At 65.0% G+C, this 13,983-nt stretch carries 16 protein-coding genes; 10 read left to right on the top strand and 6 right to left on the bottom strand.

Annotated elements, in window-relative coordinates; translation table 11 throughout:
* The first annotated feature begins 340 nt into the window (after positions 1-340).
* The 8 genes from OIT41_RS10255 (at position 341) to fdxA (ending at position 8,259) form a co-directional block, all read left to right on the top strand.
* Positions 341-949, top strand: a complete 609-nt coding sequence (locus OIT41_RS10255; RefSeq protein ID WP_078107968.1) for a helix-turn-helix domain-containing protein — start codon at positions 341-343, stop codon at positions 947-949.
* A 228-nt stretch (positions 950-1,177) separates the two neighbouring features.
* Complete coding sequence (locus OIT41_RS10250; protein ID WP_264636403.1) at positions 1,178-2,560, top strand: FAD-dependent oxidoreductase; 1,383 nt, start codon at positions 1,178-1,180, stop codon at positions 2,558-2,560.
* Positions 2,557-3,816, top strand: a complete 1,260-nt coding sequence (locus OIT41_RS10245) for a CaiB/BaiF CoA transferase family protein (protein WP_264636402.1) — start codon at positions 2,557-2,559, stop codon at positions 3,814-3,816. The genes OIT41_RS10250 and OIT41_RS10245 overlap by 4 nt, the downstream gene beginning before the upstream one ends.
* A gap of 8 nt (positions 3,817-3,824) precedes the next feature.
* On the top strand, positions 3,825-4,625 hold the full coding sequence (locus OIT41_RS10240) for an enoyl-CoA hydratase-related protein (protein WP_171983515.1): 801 nt from the start codon (positions 3,825-3,827) through the stop codon (positions 4,623-4,625).
* 57 nt (positions 4,626-4,682) lie between these two features.
* Entirely contained in the window at positions 4,683-5,615 is a 933-nt protein-coding gene (locus OIT41_RS10235) for a dihydrodipicolinate synthase family protein (RefSeq protein WP_264636400.1), read from the top strand.
* A complete protein-coding gene (locus OIT41_RS10230) occupies positions 5,615-6,400 on the top strand; it encodes an SDR family oxidoreductase (RefSeq protein ID WP_264636399.1) in 786 nt (261 codons plus the stop codon). The genes OIT41_RS10235 and OIT41_RS10230 overlap by 1 nt, the downstream gene beginning before the upstream one ends.
* A gap of 59 nt (positions 6,401-6,459) precedes the next feature.
* Positions 6,460-7,935, top strand: coding sequence for an aldehyde dehydrogenase family protein (locus tag OIT41_RS10225; RefSeq protein ID WP_264636398.1), 1,476 nt, complete (start codon positions 6,460-6,462; stop codon positions 7,933-7,935).
* A gap of 6 nt (positions 7,936-7,941) precedes the next feature.
* The gene (gene fdxA / locus OIT41_RS10220; protein ID WP_264636397.1) at positions 7,942-8,259 is read left to right on the top strand and encodes a ferredoxin; all 318 of its coding nucleotides are present in this window, start codon (positions 7,942-7,944) and stop codon (positions 8,257-8,259) included.
* A 2-nt stretch (positions 8,260-8,261) separates the two neighbouring features.
* Here fdxA and OIT41_RS10215 read toward each other — a convergent pair whose 3' ends face one another.
* The 5 genes from OIT41_RS10215 to OIT41_RS10195 all read right to left on the bottom strand — a co-directional run bounded on the left by OIT41_RS10215 (position 8,262) and on the right by OIT41_RS10195 (position 10,873).
* On the bottom strand, positions 8,262-8,573 hold the full coding sequence (locus OIT41_RS10215) for a hypothetical protein (RefSeq protein ID WP_241708544.1): 312 nt from the start codon (positions 8,571-8,573) through the stop codon (positions 8,262-8,264).
* A 31-nt stretch (positions 8,574-8,604) separates the two neighbouring features.
* Positions 8,605-9,612, bottom strand: a complete 1,008-nt coding sequence (locus OIT41_RS10210) for an isopenicillin N synthase family dioxygenase (protein ID WP_264636396.1) — start codon at positions 9,610-9,612, stop codon at positions 8,605-8,607.
* A 53-nt stretch (positions 9,613-9,665) separates the two neighbouring features.
* Positions 9,666-10,004 (bottom strand): VOC family protein, encoded by a 339-nt coding sequence (locus OIT41_RS10205; protein WP_264636395.1) that lies wholly within the window; start codon positions 10,002-10,004, stop codon positions 9,666-9,668.
* A gap of 83 nt (positions 10,005-10,087) precedes the next feature.
* On the bottom strand, positions 10,088-10,378 hold the full coding sequence (locus tag OIT41_RS10200; protein WP_236810610.1) for a hypothetical protein: 291 nt from the start codon (positions 10,376-10,378) through the stop codon (positions 10,088-10,090).
* Between the two features lie 102 nt (positions 10,379-10,480).
* Entirely contained in the window at positions 10,481-10,873 is a 393-nt protein-coding gene (locus OIT41_RS10195) for a nuclear transport factor 2 family protein (protein WP_236810609.1), read from the bottom strand.
* Between the two features lie 220 nt (positions 10,874-11,093).
* On the opposite strand from OIT41_RS10195, the gene OIT41_RS10190 reads away from it, so the two are divergent.
* Positions 11,094-11,777 (top strand): hypothetical protein, encoded by a 684-nt coding sequence (locus OIT41_RS10190; protein ID WP_264636394.1) that lies wholly within the window; start codon positions 11,094-11,096, stop codon positions 11,775-11,777.
* Between the two features lie 111 nt (positions 11,778-11,888).
* A complete protein-coding gene (locus OIT41_RS10185; protein ID WP_264636393.1) occupies positions 11,889-12,359 on the top strand; it encodes an Hsp20/alpha crystallin family protein in 471 nt (156 codons plus the stop codon).
* 14 nt (positions 12,360-12,373) lie between these two features.
* Here the strand turns inward: OIT41_RS10185 and OIT41_RS10180 are convergent, their stop codons facing one another.
* Positions 12,374-13,858, bottom strand: a complete 1,485-nt coding sequence (locus tag OIT41_RS10180) for an MFS transporter (RefSeq protein WP_264636392.1) — start codon at positions 13,856-13,858, stop codon at positions 12,374-12,376.
* Positions 13,859-13,983 lie beyond the last annotated feature (125 nt).

The following is a 13,983-nucleotide window of genomic DNA, read 5'->3' as shown; positions in this document are numbered from 1 at the left end:
GGGAGCGTGGATGGCTTGCTTGGGTGTCGCAGGATCAGCAGGGAAACACGAGGGTGGACGTGGGGCTGGGTTGGGCCTTCCGCCAGAAGGCTGAATGCCCGCGTCTGTGATCGTGTTGCAAACTTCCCAACGTGATGCGACTCACTTAACTATATTGAAGATATTCACCAGGTCAATGCTTTTAGATAAATAGCCCGCGTTATGCCGCCAATGCTGGAGAGTCCTGCCCCGAGAGCGGGCTGGTGGGCGGGGCGTGAGAGAAAAGTTTCAGCAAACCATTGATTCGCTAAAATTTTTCACTATAGTTGTGTGAGTCAGCTCACCGAGAGAAAGCTGGACCATGACCAACGAGATCATCACGGCATCCTCACCCGCCGGCACAAGCGCACTTCTGGCGACTGTCGGCAACAAGGTCCGTACGATGCGCAAGGACAAGGGGATGACCCTGTCCAAACTCTCGGAAATCACCGGTCTCAGCCCGGCGATCGTCAGCCAGATCGAACGCGGGCTGGCCAATCCGTCATTCACCACCCTGGCACAGCTGGCTCACGGCCTGGACATTCCGGTGGGGAAGTTCTTCCTCGGTCAGGAAGAAACCAGGTCGCCGGTTGTCCGCAAGGCGGAGCGGCGAAACCTCAAAGGCGTCACCAAGAAGTCCGTGGGAGAGGCAGTCTACGAACTCCTGACCCCGGACCTCAACGGTGCGCTCGAGGCCCAATGGATCGTGAGTCCGCCAGGCCACGACACCAGCGCCACTCCTTTCCGCCACAGCGGCGAGGAATTCGGCATCATCCTCTCGGGAAGGAAAGACATCTTCCTCGACGGTGAGTGCTACACGCTTGAGGCGGGCGATTCGATCACTTTCTCCTCGGATACGCCTCACTGGTACAAAAACAGCTACGAAGAGGTATGCGTAGCAATCTGGGTCAACGCCCCCCACGTGTGGTGATCAGCCGGCGCTAGCCGCCGCCCGATCCCATACACGCACGGACCCTTGGACGTCCGTTCGCAAACATCTCCATCTCCGTGTCCAGGTCCCCCGGGACCTCTACTCGTCATGCCCTTCGCCAGGCCCGGTCCGCTGCATTGCATTGCTGCGGGCTCCTCCTGAGCACCTCGTCTATACCCCGGCAACCGTGCCAGCGGCATGCCCGCCGGGAAGTAAGGATCCTCCACCATGAACTCCTTTGCCACCACATCGTCACTGGAACTCAGTACGACGACGGCGGATCTCACCGCGCCCGTCATCTCCCGCTCCGATGTCCTCGTGGTCGGCGGTGGTCCCGCCGGCGTGGCCGCCGCCGTCACTGCAGCACGGTCCGGGGCATCCGTCACCCTCCTCGAGCGCTACTCCTCGCTCGGCGGGCTTGCCTCCGGAGGCATGGTCCTGGTTCTCGACGACATGATCAACGGCCAGGAAATCACGGTCACGGGCATCGTTTCGGAGTACGTGGAGCGTCTGCAGAAGCTCGGCCTGGCCGTCGTTCCGCCTGCCGATGACCGCAAGACCTCCGAGGAACTCTGGAACAAGTGGGGCCGCTACGGCACCTTCGACTTCCACTCCCACACCAACCCCAAGCCGATCTGCTACGCCGCAGCCTTCGACCCCGACGGCTGGAAGCGGGTCTCCAACGACCTCGTCCGCGAAGCCGGAGTCAACCTCCGCCTGCACTCGTGGTTCTCCCGCCCGATCGTGGACAACGGCGTCATGAAGGGCGTCATCTGCGAGACCAAGTCCGGCCCGCAGGCCTTCATGGCGGACATCGTGATCGACACAACCGGAGACATCGACGTCGCCTCCCGTGCCGGCGCCAGCCACATCAAGGACAGCTACCTCACCACCCTCGTCTTCCGCCTCGGCAACGTCGACACCGCCGCCGCCGAAGCCTTCGAGCAGGCCAACCCGAAGGAAGCCCGCGCCATCAACCGCACCATCAAGCGGCTCCTTGGCGGCGCCTGGGAACTGTGGTGGCTCAAGACACCGATCGACGGCGTCGTCTGGTGCAACGCTCCCCACATGACCGGGTACGACGGCGTGGACCCGGCGGACATGACCGCCGCCGAGTTTGCCGCACGCGACCGGATCAGCGAGGCCGTGGAGTACGTCCGCGCCCACCTGCCGGGCTTCGAGAACTGCTTCATGCTCGACGCCGCCTCCCAGATGGGCGTCCGGCAGACCCGCCTGCTCGAGGGCGAATACGTCATGACGAAGGACGATGTCACCTCACGCCGCCACTTCGCGGACACCGTGGCCCGCGGCCGCGATTACTACTACCCCTACCGTTCCCTGCTTCCCAAGGAAGTGGACCAGCTCCTCGTGGCCGGCCGCCACTACTCGGCCACCCCGGAAGCGCAGAAGATGTCCCGCGAGATCCCGCCCTGCATGGCCATGGGCCAGGCAGTCGGCGTCGCCGCCGCTCTGGCGGTCCAGAACGGCACCCTTGTCCGCGACGTCTCCGCGCTGGATATCCAGCAGGGCATGCGCCGGCACGGTGCAGACCCGGGCGACGTCCCGTCGTCGAACGCTACCGTCGACAGCGAAGCGGTGGTGGGGGCATGAGCACCGAGACCCTCCTCGATGAGTTCGAGGAAACCACGACGGCGGCCGTCGCCGCTGCTGCCAAACCCAACGGCATCCCTCTGCCGCTCGACGGCATCAAGATCGTCGACTTCACCCAGGTATTCATGGGACCGTCGTGCACCCAGCTCCTGGGCGACTACGGCGCGGACATCATCAAGGTGGAACGTCCGGGCGCCGGCGACATCTCGCGCAACTCGTTCCCGGACAAGGACGGCCAGGACAACCCCATTTTCCTGTCCATCAACCGGAACAAGCGCAGCGTTTCCGTGGACACCCGCACCGACGAGGGCAAGGCCGTCCTCCGCCGGGTGATGGCCGACGCCGACGTCGTGGTCAGCAACTTCCGTTCCGGCGTGATGGAACGGATGGGCTTCGGCTACGAGGAACTCAAGGCAGAGAACCCGGGAATCATCTGGGCCTCCGGCACGGGTTTCGGCCCGGTTGGACCGTACTCCCACAAGGGCGGCCAGGATGCGATCGCACAGGCGTACTCGGGCGTGATGTGGCGGCGCGAGTCGGACGACGTGAAGCCGGCCATCTACCCCACCACGCTGTGCGACTACATCACGGGCATGCACCTCATGCAGGGCATCCTGCTGGCACTGCGCACCCGGGAGACCTCCGGCGTCGGGCAAAAGGTCGAGGTGACCATGTACGACTCCATGCTCCACCTGCAGATGCAGGAGGCTTGCATGCAGCTCAACCGCGGCTACGAAGTCAACTGGGGCGCCATGCCGCTAAGCGGCGTCTTTGAAACCACAGACGGCGCCGTCTGCATGGTGGGCGGTTTCACCCCCGATCCGCTGGCCCGGATTTCCGAAGCGCTGGGCCTGGACGAAGACCTTACCCAGCGGCCGGAGTTCGCCAACTTGGAGCAGCAATTCAAGCACAAGCCGGCCCTGCAGGCGATCTTCCGGGAACGGATCGCCGCGAACACCACGGAGTACTGGACCAACCAGCTCGAAAGCCAAGGCCTGCTCAACGCGCCCGTCCACACCCTGGAGCAAGCCTTGGCCGATGCCCAGACCGAGGCCAACGGCATGATCGTCGAAGCCGAGCATCCCGGCGTGGGCACCGTGAAGATGCTCAACGCCCCGATTCGCCTGTCTGCCACACCGCCTTCCGTCCGGCGCGTGGCGCCGCGGCTCGGAGAGCACAATGTGGAAGTCCTCCTGGAGAACGGCTTCGACGCTGAAACCATCGAACGCCTGCAGACGTTGGGAGTCCTCCGGTGACTGTGTCGATGGAAGAGAAGAAGATTGTTGACCAGGTCACGCTGACCATCGAGAACCACGTCGCCACGGTGGTCATCGACCGCCAGCACGTGCTCAACGCCGTCGACGGGACTGCACAGGCCCGGCTCAACGAGATCTGGACCCGGATCGAAGCCGATCCCGACCTGCGCGCCGTCGTCATCACCGGCGCCGGGACGCGGGCGTTCTGCGTCGGGGCGGACATGTCCGCCTCGGCCGTGGACAAGACCGGCTTGCAGTATTGGGCGGAACTTGATCCGAATGGTTTCGGCGGACTGAGCCTGCGCACCAGCCTTGACATTCCGGTGATCGCCCGGGTGAACGGCTACGCGCTGGGCGGTGGCATGGAGATCGTGCTCGGCGCCGATATCGTGGTCGCCGCGGACACGGCCCGCTTCGGCCTCACCGAACCGCGGGTCGGACGCTTGGCGCTCGACGGCGGCATCCACCAGCTGGTGCGCCGCGTCCCCTACACGCAAGCGATGGGCATGCTCCTCACGGGCCGCAAGGCCGAGGCTGCCGAGATGCAGTCGATGGGCCTTGTCAACGAAGTGGTTCCCGCGGAGGAGCTCGACGCCGCGGTGCAGCGCTGGGTGGACCAGGTCCTCGCCTGCGCCCCCAGTTCCGTCCGGGCCGTCAAGCAAATGGTCAGCCGGACCAGCCACTTGAGCGCCACGGAAGCCCGCGGCCTCCGGCTGCCGGCCCTCATGGCCGCACTGGACAGCGAAGACTCCGCCGAAGGCGTGCGGGCTTTCCAGGAAAAGCGTCCGCCGGTGTGGCCGGGCCGCTGAATGCAGGACGAACAGATGCAAGACACCGAACTTCAGCAGGAACGGAAGGACAATCCAATGCGGGAATCACTGACACCCGGCGTGTGGGGCGTCGTCGCCACGCCATTCCACGGCAGCACCCTCGATCTGGACACGGACAGCCTGGCCCGGCTGGTGGAGCACTATGAAACCATCGGCGCCACGGGCCTGACTGTCCTGGGTGTCTTCGGCGAAGCCGCTGCCCTGACCGCAGCGGAGCGCAGCCTGGCGCTGGAAGTGGTGGTCGAAGAGACCCGTTTGCCGCTCGTTGTGGGTGTGACCTCGCTCTTCACGGGCACCGCCGTCGAAGAAATCCGTGCTGCCCAGGCCGTCGCGGGAGACCGGCTCGCAGCCGTCATGGTGCAGGCCAATTCGGCCCGGCCGGAGGTGGTCATCGCGCACCTGAACGCCATCCACCAATCCACCGGGGCCAAAGTTGTCCTGCAGGACTACCCCGTGGCCAGCGGTGTCAGCATCAGCACGGAAGACCTTATTTACGTGGTCCAGGCCTGCAAGTTCATCGTCGCGGTAAAAGCCGAGGCCCCACCCACCAGCGTGGCCATCGCCCAACTGGCGTCCGCCGTCGACGTCTCCGTGTTCGGCGGGCTGGGCGGTCAAGGGCTGTTGGACGAGCTGGTGGCCGGCGCAGCCGGCGCCATGACCGGATTCTCCTACCCGGAAGCCCTCGTTGCCTGCGTCCGTGCCTGGCAGTCGGGCGGCTACGACGCCGCCCGGGACGCGCTGCTCCCCTACCTGCCGCTCATCAACTTCGAGCAGCAGGCCCGGATCGCCTTGGCCGTCCGGAAGGAGTGCTTCCGCGAGCGGGGCTTCATCAAGGACTCCGGTGTCCGGCCGCCCGCGGCTCCTTTCCCGGAGGTCCTCAGGAACGGAATGCTGACGCATCTGGCTGAAGCCGCCCAGGCATTGAATCTCTCGCTCACCCCCGCAGCCCACACAGCAGGAGGGATCTAATGGATCTCGGAATCAGCGGAAAGACCGCATTCGTCGCCGCCTCCACAGGAGGGCTGGGACTGGCCGTCGCGCGCGGCCTCGCCGCCGAGGGCGTCCGGGTGGCCATCACGGGCCGACGTGGCGAACTGGCCGAGAAAATCGCGGCGGAGCTGCAGGCCGACGGCCACAGCGCCGTGGCCGTCGAGGCGGACCTGAGCACCCTGGACGGGGTGACGGCCGCCGTCGAACGCGCCGTGGAGCTGCTCGGTCCCATCGACATCCTCGTCCTCAACGGCCCCGGCCCCAAGCCCGGCGCTGCCGCGAGCCTTGGCTCCGACGACATCGCTGCGGCCTTCGAGTTGCTGGTGAAACCGCACCACGCCCTTGTCTCTCACATCCTGCCGGGAATGCGGGAGCGGCGCTGGGGACGGATCCTGGCCATTGGATCCAGCGGAGTCGTGGCGCCCCTGCCCAACCTCGCCGTCTCCAACACGGGCCGCGCTGCCTTGGCGGGCTACCTCAAGACCCTTGCGGCGGAAGTGGCCCTCGACGCCGTCACGGTCAACATGCTCTTGCCTGGCCGCATAGCCACCGAGCGCGTCGCCGAACTGGACCGGGCGGCGGCCAAACGCCGCGGCACCACACCGGAGGAAATCCAGCTCGAATCGCGCAAGACCATCCCTGCCCGGCGTTACGGCGAACCGGAGGAGTTCGGCGCTGCCGGAGCCTTCCTCTGCAGTGCCCCGGCTTCCTACATCACGGGCGTCGCGCTTCGCTGCGACGGAGGCCTGATCCGCAGCCTCTAGGCCCGGTCACCTCCCGACCAGCAGCCGCCCATCCCAACCGCACAAGCCAAAGGATTACCATGACTTCCACCGCCACCGAATCTGCAACGTCCACCCACAGGGATGTTGCCGCAGCGCAGCACCTGATCAACGGCGAATGGACCGGAGAGCCCGACATCCGGCGAACCAACCCGGCCCGCCCGGACGAACTCGCTGCCCTCTCCCCGCGAGGCACCGCCGGCGACGTCGACGCGGCGATCACAGCCGCTGCCGCCGCGCAACCGGCTTGGGCAGCCCTTCCCGCTCCCGCCCGTGGCGCCATCCTCATGACGGCCGGCAACCTGTTGGCAGAGCGCCAAAGCGCGATCGCCGAGGACCTCGTCCGCGAGGAAGGCAAGACCCTCGCCGAAGCCAAGGGAGAGGTCAAGCGCGCCTCGGACGTGCTGCGCTTCTTCGGTTCCCTCGGCTGGGCCGCCACCGGCGAAGTACTTCCCAGTGGCCACCCGGACACCACCATCACCACACGGCGCGAGCCGCTCGGCGTCGTCGGGCTCATCACCCCGTGGAACTTCCCCATCGCCATCCCGGCATGGAAGGCAGCCCCCGCACTCATCAGCGGCAACGCCGTGGTCATCAAGCCGGCCGAACTTACCCCGCTCTCGGCGACGCACCTCGCCCGCGTCCTCAAGGACGCCGGGCTTCCCGCCGGAGTCTTCAACGTGGTCCACGGCAAGGGCCGCGTGGTCGGAGACGCTTTGGCACGCGATCCCCGCATCGCCGGGCTGTCCTTCACCGGGTCCACCAAGGTGGGGCTTGGACTCCAGGAGATCCTGAATGCCCGCCGGGCCCGCGTCCAGCTTGAAATGGGCGGCAAGAACGGCGTGCTGGTGCTCGACGACGCCGATCCGCAAAAGGCCGCCGCGGTCGTCGCAGCCGGCGCGTTCGGACTCACGGGCCAGGCGTGCACGGCAACCTCCCGCGTCTACGTCACCCCGGGTGTCCGCGACGCGTTCCTCGATGCCCTTGTTGCCGAGGCCGCCAACTACACCGCCGGTGACGGGCTCGACGGCGCCAAAATGGGCGCGGTGGTGAGCAGCCAGCAGTTCGAGCAGGACCAGGCCGCGGTCCGCACCGCCGTCGAACGCGGCGCCACCCTCCTCCACGGAGAGTACGACGGCGACCCTTCCGGCGCGCTGCTCTTCCCGGCCGCTGTCCTCACCGATATTCCGTTTGACGACGCCGCTGTGACGGAGGAAATCTTCGGTCCGGTCGTCGCAGTCCTGGAGGTCCCGGACTACGAGGCCGGGCTGGCCGCGATCAACGACTCGCGCTACGGACTCACTGCAGGCATCTGCACCGATTCCCTGGCCCTGTCCACGGACTTCGCCGCGCGGGCGCAGGCCGGCGTGATCAAGGTCAACCGGCCCACGGCCGGCCTGGACCTGAATGTCCCGTTCGGTGGCGTGAAGGACTCCTCCACCAACACCTTCCGCGAGCAGGGCAAGTCCGCACTGGACTTCTTCACGTGGGGCAAGACCGTTTACACCGGTGTGTAGCGCGTCATGACTTACGTGATCGCGCAGCCATGCGTCGACGTCAAGGACAAAGCCTGCATCGACGAATGCCCCGTGGACTGCATCTACGAAGGCGAACGCTCGCTCTACATCCACCCGTCCGAATGCGTGGACTGCGGCGCCTGCGATCCGGTCTGCCCGGTCGAGGCGATCTACTATTCGGACGACGTTCCGGATGAGTGGGCGGACTATGTCCGGGCCAACGTCGAGTTCTTCGAGGAACTCGGATCCCCGCAAGGAGCATCGGCGCTGGGAAACCTGGGCCGGGACCACCCTGTGGTTTTAGCGGCGCACGTCCCGGGCTGATCCTAAGCAGCCAGCCTGGCCTGAATCGCTTGTCGAAGCGATTCCAGGCTGGGCAGGCCCGAGAGGCCCCCGGCTGTGCGGTAGACCCGACACGTCATGGCTGGTTCCGCGGTGGACGGGAAGAGATCCTTCCCGTCCACCAGGAACGTGGGGGATCCGTGGAATCCGGAGGCTTCGGCCTCTTCGTCGCTCACGATCTCCCGCGCAGCAATCAGGACCGGGTCCTGTCCTTCCAATTCCACGGCCCTGGAGAACAGCTCCCGGGCGGCCGAGCCGTGCGGACAGCCCTGGATGGTGAGCAATTCGAAATCCATGGCCCCATTATCCAGCGCCGTGAAGTCAACCTCACAGCAGGTCGGCGTGGTGCTCTGCGACGACGTTCGGGTGGGCCCGAAGCCTGTACCGGAGAGCGTTGTCACCGTAGGTTTCCAGAATCGGACTGTTCGTCGGGTCAACCGACAAGCCACGTGCTTTTGCCTGGAACTCCGGGCTCACGGCAAGCTGCGGCATGGTCGCGTCAAGTGCAGGGTTGTAGAAGAAGGGAAGGGAAATCCGGTCCGTGCCGCGGAGCGGTGAAATGACGCGGTGCAGGGTCGCTTTGAGGTAGCCGTTGGTGGCCAGTTCGAGCATTTCGCCGATATTGACAACGAAGGTCCCGGGCACTTGGGGCGCGTCGATCCACTTCCCTTGGTACTCGACCTGGAGACCGCCTTTCCCTGGCTCAACCAGGAGGAGCGTGAGTACTCCGCCGTCGCGGTGCGACCCCACGCCCTGTTTGGGTTCCGGGTTCGATTCCCCCGGATAACGCACAATTTTGAGGACCGGGAAAGCCCGTGCGGCGAATGCCGCATCAAAGGTGTCCTCAGGTGCCCCGAGGGAAACTGCCAGGGCCCGCAGCAACGCCAGCGAGATGGTGCTCAGCCGTTCCGTCCACTCCGAGACAATCTCCCGCATTTCCGGCAACGCATCCGGCCACAGGTTCGGCCCCTCCAGGCGCCAATATTCGGCGACACCCGGGCCCGGTTCAACAGCATCCCGTTCGACGCCGATGTCGATCTGCTCGCGCCAGTCGATTCCGCCGTCGGTGAGCTCGCCGCCAACGCGGGTGTAGCCGCGGAACTGGGGGCTGTGCACATTCTCGATGGCGAGCTTTTCCTCTTCCGGGAGCTCGAAAAAGCGGCGCGACACATCGAGAATGGCGTCGGTCAACTCCTGCGGAATACCGTGGCCCGCCAAATAGAGGAAGCCAACTTCGTGCATCGCCTCACGCAGTTCGTCACGGAACCGGCCTGCCTCCTCCGGTCCTGCAGTCAGTCGGGAGAAATCGATCACGGGCAATGTATCGAGTGTCAATGCACTTCGTCCTTTTCATTGAGCGTCGCAAGTGTCCGCATTGTCCCGTCGCTTCAACGCGGCTGTTTCGGACGCCACACACCGAAACGGTTGCCGTGCGGGTCCAGCAGGTGCGCGAACTCGATGGCGCCGTTGTCGACGAACGGGATAGCTACGCTTGCACCGAGAGACTCGGCCTTGGCGATCGCGGCTTTAAGGTCGTCGACCTGGACGTAGAAGATCGCCCACGACGTCGCCTCGAGCGAGGAGGTGTCCCACAGCCCGCCCTTGCCGCCATTCACCATCTGGTAGCTGGCAGGCGAGGACTCACCGAAAGTCCAGTCGAAGAGCGAACCGTAGAAGGCCCGCGAGCCCTCGGGATCGGGGGAACCGACTTCGAAGTAGTTCACCATGTCGGCCAAAACTGTTCCTTTCCACTGCCCCCGCTGATAACCGAAGGCCGCCCGCGAGACCTGGGGGCGGCCTTTTCGAATAGCTAGGGCATCACCTTGTAGAGATCGACGACGGTCTCTTCCGGGGGTGATTCGAATCCGCCCTCGATGCCTGCCTGCATGCGGGGCATGAGAATGCCGTCGCGGAACTTCTCCCAACTTTCTTTCGACTCGTGGACGGCCATGATCGTCCAACCGCCGGCCGACGGGCCTGCGGCGTGGAAAGTCTGGCCCTCGGGCAAGAGCCCTTCTCCTGGGTGAACGGCGGCTATTGACGCCTCATATTGGTCCTTCGTGCCTCCCGGGAAGAAGTGCACGACTCCATACAGCTCCATATCTGCTCCCTGCTGGTGTTGACGGGTGTGGACATGCCAAGCAATAGACCCCGCAGCCCGGGATGTCAATGAGTTTTCAGGTGCGGGATCCGCCTCCGGGATTCAGGTCCAGAATTCGTCTGCCTTGGCTGTGTCCTCGAAGAACTCCCGGCCCTCTACAACCTTTCCGTCGCGGAGAACGAAGGAGATGGCCGTTGCAATGTCCAGGGTCTTTCCGTCGCTTTCGGCGTGGCTTTGCTGGAGCCCGATGGTGTGGTTTTCTCCGCCGACGATGTCCTGGACCGTCGCTTGGAACGTACCTTGGGAACGCGCTCCCAACTCGCCGAAATACGCCAGGATCGCGTCGCGTCCTTGCTTCGTCCCGGACAGCACGCCGCTTCCTGCTACGTGCCAGACTGCGTCTTCCGCGAACAACTCGCTGAGTGTCGCCAGATCACCTGCGTTAAACGCCTCGTATCCCCGCCGGACCAATTCAGCGTTTTCTGTAGCTCCCATGTTCGGATACCTCTCCGTCATCCTTGTCGGTCAATGGGACGGCTTAAGGCTATTCCTGGGCAGGGTGCCTGTCGATGGGAAGCCGTGAGTTCGCGGACCGCTCCAAGGGGCCCTGTCGGCAATGGCGTGGCAAGCTGGACCACAAAGGGCGGCATCGATTAGGCCTGCATGTAGTCACGAGACCCTTGAGACACAATGGGGCCGGTGGGACGATGAAGCCGTGAATCCCTTCCTCGAATTTGTCAGCCACTTCTGGTGGCTGGTCTTCCCCCTGAGCGGATTGGCCGGCGGTTGGGCGCGGTCGTGGTCCAGGGCCAGCGAAAGGCGGCACCGCCGTCGGGTGGAGCTCTATCAGCTCAAGAACCGCGCGGCAGAAGCGGAGCACGCCAGCCAGGCCGAGGTGGTGCGGCTGCAAGAGGCACACGACGCAGTGAACCGGCGGTGGCTTGACTACGAACTTGACGTCGGCAAAATCATAGACTTTCCGGTCATGTCGGATGTCCCCGAGCCTCTCACCGTGGCGTTTCTTCGGGCCAAACGGGAGGCTGACGGCCTGCGCCCGGCAACGCCGGAAGAAATCACGACGGCGGCCCGGCTGGCCGAATATCGAACGGCCGTCCGCGGCTACGAACTCGCATTCGATGTGGCGGAGCGGGAAGCCAAACGCATCAAGGACAGCAATTTCACTGAGCCCGAGCGCCAGCGGCTGGCGACCGCCAGGAAGCTGCTCAGGATCGCTTCGGACAGTGCAGCGACGCCGGCAGAGCGCCAGACAGCCTACAAGCGCGCCCGGCGCGAACTGGATGGCCTGATTGTCCTGCCCGAAGCGACCATCGCAGCGTTGGAGGAGAAGATCGCCGGGATCCTCGACGCACCCAAGGCTCCCGACTTTCACCAAAGCTGACACGCGCAATCGTCCCGAGGGGGCTACCCACGGGACGTTGCTTGGCGTAGCTTTCTTTTCATCCCGGCACTTCTGTCTTGACCCGCAGCCGGTACCTACCAGGAGGTCATCATGGACAACCTATTCGGACGCGGCGGTCGCGGCGGACTCGGTGGACTCGACGTCCCGGAGCCGCTCCGACGCTTCCTTCAAGGCGAATCCGACTCGTCGCTCCGCATCGAGCAATACCAAGAGGGGGACACGCTCGTCGTCAGGGTGGATCTGCCGGGAGTCGACCCCGAGAGCGACGTCGACATTAGCGTTGCCGACGACACCCTGCATATCCAGGCGCGGCGCGAAGAGGATGCCGAACACGTGGACAAGAAGGGTTACCGTACCGAAGTCCGCTACGGCGAACGGTCCCGCAGCATCCCGCTGCCCCGCGGCGTGAGCCAGGACGGCATCATCGCAACGTACGAGGATGGCGTCCTCGAAGTACGCATCCAACTCCCCGAAGAGTCAGAGCCGCAGACCACGAAAGTACGCGTCGTCCGTAAGGGTGGCCGCGAAGCCAACCCGCCCTCGGAGGCGACGGGTTACTAGCCGGGGGCGCAAGCCTAAGGGCCGTCGTCCGGCCCGTTTGGTCGGCGTACTTTCTCGAGCCGCGGGGCCGGCTCCTTGCCCAGCGGAACAGTCGCCTCCACGGGCGTCGGGGGCATTGCGAGGACGGCGACGACGGTCAGTGCGGCGCTCACAAGCACGGCGAGAAAAACCGCTGCCGAGGCGAACACAATCGCCTGCGAACTCTTTCCGCCATCCGGGCGGTCGGCGTAGATTGCGTTGGCGACCGCCCCGAAAACTGCCACACCGAGCGAACTGCCGATGGACCGCGCGAAGAGGTTGGTGCCCGTCACCACACCGCGCTCGTGCCATTCGACACTGGACTGCGCTGCGATCAGGCTCGGGGTTGCAAGGAGGCCGAGGCCGAGCCCCGCCACAAAGCAGCTGCCCGCAACGAAGACGAGGTTCGGTGTGTAGGCGGTGATCGCGAGGGCCGCCGAACCGATGACGGTGACCGAGATCCCGATCAACGCTGTGGTCCTGAAGCCGATCCGCAGGTAGAAGCGGCCCGACTGCGAGGCGCTGATCGGCCAGCCGATTGTCAGGGCTGCCAAGGAGAGCCCCGCCGTGATGGGCGAGACTGAAAGCGCGCCCTGAAGGAACGTGGGAACGTACGACGTGAGGCCAAGCACGACCGCTCCGGCACCGAAGGAAATCAGTGCGGTCGTGGCGAGGAGGCGCCTCGAAACGACCCACGGCGGCAGGACGGGTTCAGCTGCTCGTCGCTCCACCAGGATGAACGCAACAAGCAAGACGGCACCAAGGGCGAACACTGCGATGCTGATTGGAGAGTCCCAGGCCCACGCCTGGCCACCTTCGAGGGCCCCGAGGATGGTCAAGGTCAACGTGAACGTGAGAAGGGCGGCTCCAAGATAGTCGACGCGGTGCTTTACCCGTTCGATGTTCTCGTGGAATCTTTGGACCAACATCCAGGCAGCCACGAGGCACAGCGGAATGTTGACCAGGAAGATCCCGCGCCACGCTCCAAGCGAAGAGAACACCCCGCCCAGGGTTGGGCCGACAACCGACGAGGTTGCCCACACGCTGGCGAGGTAGCCTTGCACCTTCGCGCGCTCGGCCAGGGTGTAGATATCGCCGGCGATGGTAATGGCCACAGGCAGGACGGCGCCGGCACCCAGGCCCTGCACCACGCGGAAGGCGATGAGCGCGGGCATGCTCCACGCAAGCCCGCAAAGGATGGATCCAAGCAGGAAGAGTCCGATGCCAGTGAGAATGATTGGCTTCCGGCCCGCAATGTCGGAGAGTTTCGCGTAGACCGGGACCGAGACGGCCTGTGCGAGCAGGTACGCGGAGAAGAGCCACGGGAACGAGGCGAACCCGCCGATTTCATGAACGATCGAAGGCACAGCGGTCGCCACGATGGTTGCATCGATCGCGACAAGGCCGCTTGAGAGCATCAGGGCTATGAGTATCGGGCCCCGTGTGGAACGGAAGCCTACGCCGTCGCTTTGAGTTGCCATGTCTGGGCCCGTCTTTCCCCTATGCCGCGGCGTATCCTCATCACGTTTCCGGCACCGACCTCGGCCGGCATACTTCTCTGCACCCACCATTTATCCCTGCACCCATTCAGTTAGGCGCCATCCAT

This window comes from Arthrobacter sp. YA7-1 (assembly GCF_025960325.1).
GTDB lineage: Bacteria > Actinomycetota > Actinomycetes > Actinomycetales > Micrococcaceae > Arthrobacter > Arthrobacter bambusae_A.
Note: the sequence above shows the minus strand (reverse complement) of the source record. Positions and strands in the feature narration are given on the sequence as shown.